The organism is Segatella intestinalis, assembly GCF_029348455.1.
GTDB lineage: Bacteria > Bacteroidota > Bacteroidia > Bacteroidales > Bacteroidaceae > Prevotella.
Window position 1 is genome coordinate 26,883 of sequence record NZ_JARJVV010000016.1, and the last position, 11,633, is coordinate 38,515.

General features: G+C 47.7%; 9 protein-coding genes. 4 read left to right on the forward strand and 5 right to left on the reverse strand.

Going from position 1 to position 11,633, the window contains the following annotated elements:
* Nucleotides 1-160: 160 nt before the first annotated feature.
* The 4 genes from rny to P3T48_RS11245 all read right to left on the reverse strand — a co-directional run bounded on the left by rny (nt 161) and on the right by P3T48_RS11245 (nt 3,152).
* Nucleotides 161-1,696 carry a ribonuclease Y gene (rny, locus tag P3T48_RS11230; protein ID WP_022251923.1) on the reverse strand — a complete coding sequence of 512 codons (1,536 nt, stop codon included), beginning with the start codon at nt 1,694-1,696 and terminating at the stop codon, nt 161-163.
* Nucleotides 1,697-1,805: 109 nt separating this feature from the next.
* On the reverse strand, nt 1,806-2,105 hold the full coding sequence (locus P3T48_RS11235) for a cell division protein ZapA (RefSeq protein WP_022251924.1): 300 nt from the start codon (nt 2,103-2,105) through the stop codon (nt 1,806-1,808).
* Between the two features lie 9 nt (nt 2,106-2,114).
* Complete coding sequence (locus tag P3T48_RS11240) at nt 2,115-2,408, reverse strand: coiled-coil domain-containing protein (RefSeq protein ID WP_276506749.1); 294 nt, start codon at nt 2,406-2,408, stop codon at nt 2,115-2,117.
* 93 nt (nt 2,409-2,501) lie between these two features.
* Nucleotides 2,502-3,152 carry a DUF8491 family protein gene (locus P3T48_RS11245; protein WP_276506750.1) on the reverse strand — a complete coding sequence of 217 codons (651 nt, stop codon included), beginning with the start codon at nt 3,150-3,152 and terminating at the stop codon, nt 2,502-2,504.
* 369 nt (nt 3,153-3,521) lie between these two features.
* On the opposite strand from P3T48_RS11245, the gene P3T48_RS11250 reads away from it, so the two are divergent.
* Genes P3T48_RS11250 through P3T48_RS11265 form a run of 4 tightly spaced genes read left to right on the forward strand, consistent with a single transcriptional unit; the run spans nt 3,522 to nt 8,881 of the window.
* On the forward strand, nt 3,522-4,946 hold the full coding sequence (locus P3T48_RS11250) for an exopolysaccharide biosynthesis polyprenyl glycosylphosphotransferase (RefSeq protein ID WP_276506751.1): 1,425 nt from the start codon (nt 3,522-3,524) through the stop codon (nt 4,944-4,946).
* Nucleotides 4,947-5,003: 57 nt separating this feature from the next.
* Nucleotides 5,004-5,876 carry a glucose-1-phosphate thymidylyltransferase RfbA gene (rfbA, locus tag P3T48_RS11255; RefSeq protein ID WP_022251928.1) on the forward strand — a complete coding sequence of 291 codons (873 nt, stop codon included), beginning with the start codon at nt 5,004-5,006 and terminating at the stop codon, nt 5,874-5,876.
* Nucleotides 5,877-5,933: 57 nt separating this feature from the next.
* Nucleotides 5,934-8,441, forward strand: a complete 2,508-nt coding sequence (locus P3T48_RS11260; protein ID WP_276506752.1) for a GumC family protein — start codon at nt 5,934-5,936, stop codon at nt 8,439-8,441.
* Nucleotides 8,442-8,455: 14 nt separating this feature from the next.
* Nucleotides 8,456-8,881 (forward strand): BT0820 family HAD-type phosphatase, encoded by a 426-nt coding sequence (locus tag P3T48_RS11265; RefSeq protein WP_276506753.1) that lies wholly within the window; start codon nt 8,456-8,458, stop codon nt 8,879-8,881.
* A gap of 517 nt (nt 8,882-9,398) precedes the next feature.
* Here P3T48_RS11265 and P3T48_RS11270 read toward each other — a convergent pair.
* Entirely contained in the window at nt 9,399-11,549 is a 2,151-nt protein-coding gene (locus P3T48_RS11270) for a peptidylprolyl isomerase (RefSeq protein ID WP_022252797.1), read from the reverse strand.
* Nucleotides 11,550-11,633 lie beyond the last annotated feature (84 nt).

Below are 11,633 nucleotides of genomic sequence, written 5' to 3' on the forward strand. Positions count from 1 at the left end.
GGGAAAGACATATGTCACATTAGTCATTTTAATTTTCCGAATTATAGTCATTAGTCATTAGTCATTTTCGAATTTTGACTTCGCCCATGTCGTAAGAAAAAAGGGAGCCGTCTCATCAGACAGCTCCCTCGATATTAATCAAGTGTTATTATACTTTCGATTACTTGGCGTATGCTACGCTGCGGGTCTCGCGGATGACGGTGATCTTCACCTGACCAGGATAGGTCATTTCGTTCTGAATCTTGGTGGCAATCTCGTCAGAGAGCTTGGTGCTCTCCTCGTCGTTCATCTTGTCGGCTCCCACGATGACGCGAAGTTCACGTCCTGCCTGGATGGCATAGGTCTTGGTAACACCAGGATAACTCATGGCTATTGCCTCAAGGTCGTTGAGACGCTTGATGTATGCCTCAACAATCTCGCGACGAGCACCAGGACGAGCACCAGAGATAGCATCGCAAACCTGAACGATTGGAGCAAGAAGAGTGTTCATTTCCATCTCGTCATGGTGTGCACCGATGGCATTGCAGATATCAGGCTTCTCCTTGAACTTCTCGGCAATCTTGGCACCATAGAGTGCGTGAGGCAACTCACTCTCCTCGTCTGGCACCTTACCGATATCGTGGAGCAGACCGGCACGCTTTGCCTTCTTGGGGTTCAAGCCCAACTCAGATGCCATGACAGCACAGAGGTTGGCTGTCTCGCGTGCGTGCTGCAAGAGGTTCTGACCATATGATGAACGGTACTTCATCTTACCAATGATACGAATCAGCTCAGGATGCAAGCCGTGGATACCGAGGTCGATAGCGGTGCGCTTACCGGTTTCGATAATTTCATTCTCGAGCTGCTTCTTCACCTTGGCTACAACTTCCTCAATACGGGCTGGATGAATACGTCCGTCGGCTACCAACTGGTGGAGGGCCAGACGACATACCTCGCGGCGCACGGGGTCGAAGGCAGAGATGACGATGGCCTCAGGAGTGTCGTCTACAACAATCTCGACACCAGTGGCTGCTTCCAAGGCACGAATGTTGCGACCCTCACGACCGATGATGCGGCCCTTCACCTCGTCGTTGTCTATATGGAAGACACTGACAGAATTCTCTATAGCCGTTTCTGTGGCCACGCGCTGGATGGTCTGGATAACGATCTTCTTGGCCTGCTGGTTGGCATTGAGCTTGGCATCGTCCATGATCTCGTTGACGTAGCTTGCAGCATCGAGTCTTGCCTGATCTTTCAGGCTCTCGATGAGGCGCTGCTTAGCTTCCTCAGCGCTCAGACCAGAGAGTTCCTCAAGCTTCTCCTGCTCCTGACGCTGCATCTTCTCCAACTCCTGCTGCTTCAGGGCGAGGAGCTTCTTCTCGTTCTCCACGCGCTGGTTGTTCTGCTCTACCTCCTGCTTGCGGCGGCCGAGCTCTTCCTGGCGCTGGTTGAGCGAAATCTCACGCTGCTTGAGCTTGTTCTCGCTCTGCTGAATGCGTGAGTTGCGCTGCTGCACCTCTTTCTCCAGCTCTGCTTTCTTGTTGAGGAACTTCTCCTTTACTTCGAGCAGTTTCTTTTCCTTCACTACTTCCGCCTCCTTGTTGGCGGCGGCGATCATTTCGTTATATTTCCCTGTAATGACATAACGGAAAATAAAAAACCCTAAGGCTCCTCCCAATACGAGGGCTACAAGGGTTGCTATGATTGTTACTACCATTATTTTATTATATATAAATGATTTATTAATATTCTCGCCTGTGCAACAGCTACTGCCCGGCATCCTTAAGACAACGGGGCAAACAAACGGACGGAGAAAAACACTCTTACTACTTCAGGGTGTCCTCAATCTCGGCAGTAAGGCGGGTGAGAATATCGTGATAAGGTGCAGTATCGTTACGACCCGACTCCTTCTCATATCTCAAGGCGATATCGAGGAGTGACATGTAAAGAATCTCCTTGTCGCTCTTGCGTCCCTTGAAAATCTTGGAATACGAGTTGACAATATCGTTAATCAGTTTGCCTGACTTACGATAGTACTCCTCGTCCTCTCGCGGTATCTTGACCGAGAGGTCGGTGTCATAGATATGTAATCTTATGAGTAATTTCTCTTGTTCCTGATCTGCCATCGCTCCGACTTATTGATTGCTCAGTAGCGTTATACACTTGTTGACATCACGGATGAGCTTGGCGACGCGCTTCTGCGTAGCTTCCATGTCGGCATCCGAAATTGTCATCATCTTAGCCATTTTCAGGCTGTTGTAATCGTGCTCTGCCTGGGACAACTTCTCATGCAGCGCCTTGATTTGGGCGTCGCGCTCATCCACCATCTCGTAGAGCTCGGCATTCTCCTGCTTGAGCTTTCCAAACTCAAGAATCAACTGCCTAACACGTGTGGCAAACGTATTGATTGTCTTTTCATCAGCACTCATTACTCTCTATTTTGGGTACAAATATAGCGGAAATATTTCAAAATTGCAAATATTCCGTCAACTATTTGTGAATTTGATACAAATTAAGTGAAATTACTTGCCCAACTTTCCCTTTGCCTTCTCGATTTCCTCATCGGATGGACGTGGCTCCTTCTTGGCAAGCATCAACACCTGGAAGGCGAAATCGGTGACCCACTGCTGGCTGAAGCACAGCTGCTTGTCGAGCTGACGAAGCTGCATGACGGTCTTCACCACACTGGCGTCGTTGAAGTCATTCTTGTTGAAGATATCGTCGACGGTTTTCTGAGTCATGGTGTAGAGCGCCTTCTTCATGAAACCTGGCAGACGGAGTTTGAACTTCATCAGGTTGCCCAGAAGCATCATGAGGTCCTGGGTGAAGGTCTGGAACTGGATGAGATACACATTGACATCCTGCAACTTGTGACACTTCTTGCTAATGCTCTGGTCAATCTCCTTGAAGAAATTGTCATCGGTATCATAGACACTCTTCATCATCTTCTTGACATGCGCCTTCTCGCCCAGGCCCAACTTGTTGTTCTGGGTAGGAACGCGGAATGTAGTCTTGAAGGCACGAAGGTCGGGCAACATTGCCAAATTGGTGATGCCCAACTGTGAAGCAAGGGCTGCCTGGAAATACACTCTGACAAGCGTCATGTAGTCTTCCATGCCGCCTACTTTTTTATCCTCGGTCTTGCGGCCGAATAGTTTTGAAAATACTCCCATTATTCGTTATTTATGATTCATACAAATTAAAATTACTTGCAAAAGTACAATAAAATTACAATATATCAAAATTGACGGGGTGTTTTTTGACGTAAATCATTTTTTTACTACATTTCTGGTCTTTTTTTATACCTTATTAAATAAAAATAATTATCTTTGCAGAAAATACGCTGCATCTCAGCAAAACATTCAAGCAAGCTTGATGTTATGCATTCGATTTGCTGTATTTTTGCAGAAAATACGCTGCATCTCAGCAAAACATTCAAGCAAGCTTGATGTTATGCATTCGATTTGCTGTATCTTTGCAAAGCAGAAACGGGAACAGACTATCCCTCAAGTAAGAGGTGAGAATAACTTAATCACGAAGAAATGGAAAGAAACAAAGGTAATATACTGGTCAAAAGAATTGTCATTGTAGTAGACTTTGCCATCCTCAACCTGGTGTTGCTGGCATATATTCTGCTCACACCAGACATTTCGCCAGCAGCATTCGACCTGTCAACGAAAATGACTTTTTTCGCAGCCAATGCATCGATGTTCATCGCCGAGAGCATGTACTCCACCATTATCCACATCAGAAGGGTGAGTTTCATGCAGGTGTGCAAGCGCACCTTCTGCTTGAGCGGACTGGCTTCCATCCTGTTCTTTCTTTCCATCAGACTCCTGATCAACTATGGCGGACTGTTCTATTTCAGTTTGCTGTTTTTGGGCTCGTTCTACGTCATCCTTGTCTTTTCAAGGGCACTGGAACTGGAGGTCTTGAAATATTTCCGCACCAAAGGCTACAACAGCCGCACTGCCATCTTCGTGGGCAACGACCCTGCTGTGCTCGACATGTACAACACTCTGGTGGAAGACCCTTCGGCAGGTTATCGGGTGAACGGATACTTTGCTGATGCCGACATTGTCGGAGCGCCCAAGGAGTTTGTACGGTTGGGAAACTTGACAGAACTGAACGAGATCGTGGACAGCTCGATCAACAACACGATTCACGGAGCACCTACCAATATGCACGAGATGTTCTGCTGTCTGTCGCACGACCAGTCGAAGGAGGTAATCAGGCTGATGCAGTACTGCGACAAGAACGTGATTCACTTCTACTATCTGCCACGCCAATTTGAGGGCTACAAGCTGCACCTCGATGCGCTGCAGTTTATGGGAAAGAGTCTGTACACCAACCATATCGAGCCGCTGTCGAACACCACCAACCGTGTCATCAAGCGCTCGTTCGACCTGGTGGTGAGCGGCATCGCCTGCCTGTGCATGCTGCCATTCATCCCCATCATCGCGCTCATCATCAAGCTACAGAGCCCCGGCCCCATCTTCTTCCGTCAGGACAGAACGGGCATCAACGGCAAGACCTTCAAGTGCATTAAATTCCGCTCGATGCACATTAACAAGGATGCCGACCTGGCACAGGCTACGGAGCACGACCCACGCAAGTTTGCCTTTGGCAACTTCATGAGAAAGACCAACATCGACGAGTTTCCGCAGTTCCTCAATGTGCTGCGAGGCGACATGAGTATCGTGGGGCCACGACCACACATGCTGCACCACACCGAGATATACGGCACCATCATCAACAAGTACATGGTGCGCCACTTCGCCAAACCAGGCATCACAGGATGGGCACAGGTGACAGGCTATCGTGGCGAGACCAAGGAACTTTGGCAGATGGAGGAACGCGTGCGACGCGACATCTGGTACTTGGAGAACTGGTCGTTCTGGCTCGACATACGCATCATCTTCCTCACAGCCAAGAGCATCATCATGCCCGACAAGAAGGCGTATTGACAGAAGTTTCAAAACTTGAAAAATTGACACAATAAGAAACAACATAAACTAAAGAATATGAAAGGTATCGTTTTAGCAGGTGGTTCGGGCACACGCCTCTACCCCATCACGAAAGGCATCAGCAAGCAGTTGATACCTATCTTCGACAAGCCCATGATCTATTATCCCATTTCGGTACTCATGCTGGCTGGCATCAGGGAAATACTCATCATATCCACTCCCTACGACTTGCCGGGATTCAAGCGCCTCTTGGGTGACGGAAGCGAGTTGGGGGTGAAGTTCGAATATGCCGAGCAACCATCACCCGACGGACTGGCACAGGCTTTCATCATCGGCGAGAAGTTTATCGGCGATGACAATGTGTGCCTGGTATTGGGCGACAACATCTTCTATGGCGCAGGTTTCTCAGCCCTGCTGAAAGAGAGTGTGAAGGCTACCGAAGAAGGAAAGGCGAGCGTCTTCGGATACTATGTGAACGATCCAGAGAGATACGGCGTGGCTGAATTTGACAAGGACGGCAACTGCCTCAGCATCGAGGAAAAGCCTGAGCATCCGAAGAGCAACTATGCAGTGGTGGGACTCTACTTCTACCCCAACGACGTGGTAGAGGTGGCTAAGAACATCAAGCCAAGCGCACGTGGTGAGTTGGAGATAACCTCCGTCAATCAGCATTATCTGGGCAAGAACGTGCTGAAGGTACGCACCCTGCAGAGAGGTTTTGCATGGCTCGACACTGGAACACACGACAGTCTGTCGGAAGCCAGCACCTTCATCGAGGTGATTGAGAAACGACAGGGACTTAAAGTGGCTTGTCTGGAGGAAATAGCCTTCAAACAGGGATGGATCAACGCCAAGCAGCTGGAAGAACTCGCCAAGCCAATGATGAAGAACAACTACGGCAAGTATTTGCTCGAACTGGCCAAGAGATAAAATGCCTATATATAAATATGTATACCTATTATATATTATAAAGAAAAGATCAACATAATGGAAGAAACAAAGTATCTGAAACAGGAATACCTACAAGATGAGGAGGAGAAGTCTTCTTTCGACATCAAGCAGATTTACACCATTCTGGTGCTCAACTGGAAATGGTTTGTATTGTCCATCATCATCTGTTTAGGAGTTGCCTACATTTATCTGCGATACACCACGCCTATCTATCAGGCACAGGCAAAGTTGCTCATCAAGGACGAGACACAATCGAGAAACAGAGGCAACAGTATCATGAACACCTCCAACCTGGGCATTATTTCCAACTCGACTGGTATCGACAACGAGATGGAAATCCTAAGCTCATGCAACCTGGCGCAGCAGGCTGTCACCGATCTGAAGCTCTACGTCACCTATCGCCATCCGGGCCACATCAAGGACGCCACCTTGTACCGAAACCAGGAAATCAACGTCGACATGGACTTGGTTCACCTGAAGAAGTTGTGTGCGCCTATACAGTTGAACATTACCCGCGAAGGCAACAACTATCATGTGACAGGAACCTACTATATGCCTGCCGGTGAGAACACGCAGGAGGTGACAAGCAAGAACATCAACAGGACTTTCAGCCGCCTGCCAGCCATGATTGGCACACGTGTGGGCATCATCACGCTGACTCAGAACGAATATCGCACACTTGCCGATGGGCAAGTACTCGAGGTGACACTGAGCTCGCCAGTATGGGCAGCAGGCAAGTATGCCGGCAGTCTGACCGTAAGCCAGACTTCGAAGACTACGACTATCGCACAGCTTGTGTTGAGCGATGAGTTCCCACAGCGTGCCATCGACTATCTGAAGCAATTAGCTATCGTCTACAACCGACAGGCCAACGAAGACAAGAACCTCATTGCCGTGCGCACAGAGCAGTTCATCAACAACCGTCTGGAGAAAATCAACGCCGAACTGGGCAACACAGAAGGTGAGTTGGAGAACTTCAAGAAGCGCAACCAGATGGTGGAACTGAAAATAAACGCCACACAAGCAGTATCGAATGCCGACGAGTTCAGCAAGCGCCTGACAGAAGCCAACACACAGCTGGCATTGCTCGACGAACTGAACAAATACATGAATGAACCCAACAACAATCATCAGCCTATCCCATCCAACGTGGGTCTGAGCGACGAGAGTGCCACTGCACTCATCAACGAATACAACAGAATAGCTCTACAACGCAACCAACTGCTGCACAGCGCCAACGAAACTTCGCCTACTGTGACACCGCTCACAGCACAGCTCGACGACCTCAGCTCGTCAATCCGCCGTGCCATGAAACAGGCACGCACCAACATGGAGATTCAGCGCAACAGCATCGCATCGCAGGCCAACAAATATCAGGGACAGATAGGTGAGACACCTGAACAGGAGCGAATGCTGACACAGATAGGCAGACAACAAGAAGTGAAGTCTGGACTTTACCTGATGTTGCTGCAGAAGCGTGAGGAGAACTCCATCTCGCTTGCCGCCACAGCCGACAAAGGTAAGCTCATCGATGAGCCTGTATTCAGCGGAAAAATAAGCCCCAAGAGCTCTATCATCATGCTCATCGCCTTCGTATTGGGCATCGCCATTCCTGCCGCCATCCTCTTCCTGATACAGCTCTTCCGCTACAAGATTGAGGGTCACGACGATGTGGAGAAACTCACCACACTGCCTATTCTCGCTGATGTGGCAGTGGCAAGCGACAGTGCAAAGAGCAAGGCAGACATCGTGGTGCACGAAAACAAGAACAACCTGATGGAGGAAATATTCCGTGGACTGAGAACCAACCTTCAGTTTATGCTGAAAGAGGACGAAAAAGTCATCATGTTCACCTCTACCCAATCAGGCGAAGGAAAGACATTCACAGCATCGAATGTGGCCATCAGCTTCGCCCTGTTGGGCAAGAAAGCCATCATTCTGGGTCTCGACATCCGTAAGCCAAGACTGGCAGAACTCTTCGAAATCGACGACCATCATCATGGTATCACTCCGTTGCTCACCAAAGACCACAACACATGGCAGGACATCGAGGCACAGATTATCAATTCGGGTGTCAACAAGAACCTCGACATACTGATGGCAGGACCTATTCCTCCAAACCCTGCTGAGTTGATTGCACGTCACAGTCTCGATGACATCATGGCGCAGCTAAGAGAACACTACGACTATATTTTGATTGACACAGCTCCAGTAGGTCTTGTATCCGACACACTGCAGATTAGCCGCATCGCCGATGCTACGGTTTACCTGTGCCGTGCAGACTATACTCCAAAATCAAGTTTCGATCTCATCAATGCGCTGAACCACGACAAAAAGATGCCTAAGATGTCGATTGTGCTAAACGGTGTCGATCTGTCGAAGAAAAAGTATGGCTACTATTACGGCTACGGAAAGTACGGAAAGTACGGCAAATATGGCAAATACGGCTCTTACAAGGGTTACGGCAGTTCTGTATACGGAAGCTATGGCAACTATAACAACAGCCACTACGGCGACCAGAACGACAATAGCGTAAAACGTTAAAACGAAAACGACTTATGGCAACAATAGCAGTAGACTTCGACGGCACAATAGTAACTCACGAATATCCCAAGATAGGACGCGAGATTCCATTCGCCATCGAGACGTTGAAAATGCTGATAAGAGACCAGCACCGCCTCATCCTGTGGTCAGTTCGTGAAGGCGAACTGCTGCAGGAGGCTGTGGACTGGTGCAAGGAAAGAGGAGTTGAATTCTGGGCTGTCAACAAGGATTATCCCGAGGAAAGCTACGAAAACAACAATCATTTCTCACGTAAGCTCAAAGCTGATTACTTCATTGATGACCGTAACATTGGCGGTCTACCCGACTGGGGACAGATTTATCAGATAATCAGCCAGGGAAAAAGCTACAGAGCGCTCATCAGAGAAAGCATGGGCGCACAACAAGAGCATCACAAGAAAAAGCACTGGTGGAGTCTGTAATACTTTCCTAAAGAAAAAAGCATTTAATTGAAAGGATTTTCGATGAAGGATTTTCGCTGAAAGATTTTCGCTGAAAGGATATCAAAGGCTGCGACACAAGGATAAAAATCCTCGTTGTCGCAGTTTTTTTTGTAGTGCAAAAAATGAGAAAAAGCTTACAAAGCTATTTCCAACTTTCCAAACAACCGTAAGATATAATCGTTTCTCTACTTATAGTTTCTATCAGTATAATGCAATAGGCTTCAACTGCTTACGAAGCCGCTTTCATTGCTCTACGCAATAGGCTTCATTGACTATCGAAGCCGCTTTCATATTTCGAGGCATTTCTATTCTTTCCAGATATCCCATCATGCATTGTGTATATTCTGCAATCTACTACTTTAGCAGAACTTATAAGAATAAGAATAAGAAAAAGAAAAAAATGAGGGTGTGTCATAACACCAGTTAATGACACACCCTCAAAAAAATATTGATACGTTTTGTTCTGAATAATCAGAAAACAAGTATTTCTAAAGAATTAGAAGAACAAGTAGCGGTTGTCAACTACATGAGCCTTCATATAAAGCTCGTTCATGAAGTTTCCTGCATACTGCATTGCCTTCTGACGGCACTTCTGCTCCATAGCCTTCTCGTCGAACTTAACAGAACGATTAGCCTTGTTGGTTACCTGGAAGAGATAAACACCGGCATTGCCCTTAACAGCGTGAGCAGAGAAAGCACCCTTCTTAGTGGCAGAAACTGCACCAGAGAGAGCTGGCTCGCTGGCTCCAGTAGCTGCGATAAACACAGGAGCTGCGAAAGTGATCTGGTTGACAGAAGAAACCTTGCCACCCTTAGCCTTGGCAGCTGCGATGCTCTTCACACCATTCAACTTCTCCTCGATCATCTGAGCCTTCTTATCCTTGATGACCTCAGCCTTTACCATTTCCTTCACCTGAGCGTCGTCCAATCCGCGGTAACCGATACGATGAATCTTGTCAAGAACAATAACCAACAAGTGGTTGTTGTCGCCACACTCATAGAGAGGAGAAACAGCACCTTCCTTGCTGTCAAAGATCCACTTCAAAGCCTCACGTGTAGCGTGGATGTTGGCTACGTAGTGAGCATTTGTAGTAACGTCCTTCAAGTCCTGAACCTTGTAACCGTTCTTCGCAGCGTTTTTGAGCAAGTCCTCAGACTTCTCGTTGGCGCTTACGAAGCTTGAGAACTTGTTGTAAGCAGCACGATAAGTATCCTGTGAGAAATCGATAGGCTTCTTGATCACAGCAGCCATGTACTTCTCTACCATACCCTTCTTGTCGAGAACCTGGAGAACAACATAACCCTGCCCCAACTGAATCGTGTTCAAAGCATTGACAGATGCAGTATTCAGAGTATTGATGAAAGTCTTGTTGTCCTTGTCCATGCTCTGAGCAAACTCATACTGCTTGGTAGTCATCCAAGCCTTCTCGCCTGTCTGACCGTACTTCTTGGCAACAGCCTCGAAGTCAGCACCACCAGCAATAGCTCCCTGGATAGAGTCAGCCTTCACCTTAGCCTCGGCTACAGTATTGGCAGCCACCTGGATGGCACGATACTGGATTGAATCGGGCAACTGCTGCTTGCTGACGAGCTTGACGATATTCAAAGTATTGTCACCAGCATTAACCTTCACTGCAGAAGTAGCACCCACTGCGAGAGAATCGAGTTCAGAAGCGATATCTGATGGGAAAGCAGTCTTGCTGACAGGCAAACCAAGGTAAGCCACAGTAGAAGCAGACTTGCGTACAACCTCAGCAGGATCGGCAGCCTCTGCCAACTGCTTGTGGAAAGAAGCGAACTCCTTGTTGAGAGCTACGCGGTCAGTCTGAGAAGCACTTACCTCTACATCAACGAACTTGATGTCGCGGCTCTCTACAGGCTGCTTGAAACGAGCCTTCAGTTCATCATACTTAGCCTTCAGATCGCTTTCCTCAACCTTCACCTTGTCGTCCTGAATATCAGAGTAAGGGAAAGCAGCCAACTGAATCTGGCTCTCCTCGTTCTCCTCCTTGAAAGCCATCTTAGCCTCTACAGGGTTAGAGAGGAAGCAGTGAGCCAAGAGGGACTGATACTTCTGAGCCAAAGTCTGCTGACGAAGCGTCTTCTCGATGAACGACCAATACTTGAAGATTTTGTCATACTGCTCCATCATCTGTGCATTGGCAGAAGGATTAGCCTTCTGAGCCTTGTAATCAGCCAAGAACTTCTGGAGAGAAGCTGCATCGAAGCGGCCAGTCTGCTGATTGACGAATGGAGTCTGCTGAAGCATAGGGTTAGTACCTGTCTTCAAAATATCCTGGAGCTCAGCGTCTGTTACGGTAAGACCCAACTTGCTGGCTTCCTTAGCCACGATCTGGTTCTGAACGTATGTGTTCCAAACCATATCCTTGATTTGATTCATCTGATCCTCAGGGAGATTTTCCTGTCCCTGCTGCATCTTGATGACTTCGGTGTACTCATCGAGCAACTTCTGAAATTCCTGTACGCTGATTTTCTCACCTAACACTTCACCGATTTGCTGGCGCTCGTTGTTCTTTGCAGAATCGCACGAACGGAAGCCTTCCTCGGCAATGAATGCAAAGAGGCCAAAACTAATGATACATACCAGTATCACGCCTCTTTTTCTAATTGTTCCTAATGCTGCCATTACGTTTTAATTATTATTTTTGTTTTTATTTTTTGTTTCTCGTTGAAGGCTCATTATCAGAAATGTAGCCAATTGCTTGCAAAA